General features: G+C 65.8%; 1 protein-coding gene. It reads right to left on the bottom strand.

Features of this window, described 5'->3' with window-relative positions; genetic code table 11:
• A partial coding sequence (locus tag A0U87_RS02775) for a zincin-like metallopeptidase domain-containing protein (protein ID WP_137405202.1) occupies positions 1 to 869 on the bottom strand: 869 nt, incomplete at its 3' end.
• Positions 870 to 1,187 lie beyond the last annotated feature (318 nt).

Below are 1,187 nucleotides of genomic sequence, written 5' to 3' on the forward strand. Positions count from 1 at the left end.
ATGCCCAGCAGATAATCGGCCGCCTTGCTGGCCGCGCTTGCCGCCTTGAAGATCGCCCGCTCATCCTCGCGCAGGACGGCAAGCCAGGAGCCGATATAGTCGCTATGCCGGACGGTGGGCACGATCCCCAGCGACGCGCAGGTAAAAGCGCTGGCCATCTCGGCAACCAGTTCCTCTTTTGCATAGAGCGCTGTGCCGAACCCGCCCGACTGATCGCGCGCCAACCGGCTGCGATGGCCCGTCCAATGCCCCATCTCGTGAAGTGCCGTGCGAAACCAGTTGATCGGCTCATGGAAAGCCGTCTGAGGCGGCACCGCGACATAATCACCGGACGGAGAATAATAAGCCTCGCCGCCGCCGACGCGGAAGTCCGCGCCGCTGTTACGGATCAGGCTGTCAGCTTCCGCGATCGACACCTGTGGCCCAGGCAGCTCAGGCACATGGGACAGCTCTTCGGGCAGCCCCTCGCACTGGTCGACGTTGAAGACGGTAAAGCGCTTGAGGAACGCAATCGTCCTGGCCTCGCGATCCTCTTGGCCCGCGCACTCTTCCTCGGCCTTGGGAATGAACCGATCCGCATAGCAGATGACGCTCCCCTTCTCGCCCTTGCGGACATGGCCGCCCGCCGCCTCGGCTTGCCGATAGGTCAGCCAGCGCTGACCGGTAAAGCCGCGCTCGATCACGGTGGCCCACAGGATCAGGATGTTGATGCCCGAGTAGCGCCGCCCGGTAACGGCATTTTGCGGCATGGTGCAGGGACAGACGCTGCTGTCCCATGGCTTCACCCAGGGAAGATGCCCCGCCTCCAGTTCCGCGATGATCCGGGAGGTGACTTCGCCATAAATGCTCTGACGCTCGGTATTACCCATGTTCCTTACTCCTTCTTCACACCGCAACCGGCGCCGGAAGGGCGAAGGCGGGTGGCAGGAGCGGTCCATCAGCGCCGCCGGGAGCGGCGGCCTGCACCCGCAGGGCCGCAATGGACATGGAGGACCTCGGCGCAGCCGGGGTTGCAGGACGCCGAGGCGGGGCTAGGGACAAGCGACGCCCGCCTTTGCCCGTCCGATGCCGGAGGCCAACGCCATCGCGCGAAGCGCGATGACCGCATGGCGGCACGCAGCGCCGCCCCGACCCGAATCAGATGCTATGCGCGCGGCCCGCCGCGCGCGCCGCAGCCACCAAATCAA

The sequence above is a fragment of the Sphingobium sp. MP9-4 genome (assembly GCF_005281675.1).
GTDB classification, from domain to species: Bacteria; Pseudomonadota; Alphaproteobacteria; order Sphingomonadales; family Sphingomonadaceae; genus Sphingobium; species Sphingobium yanoikuyae.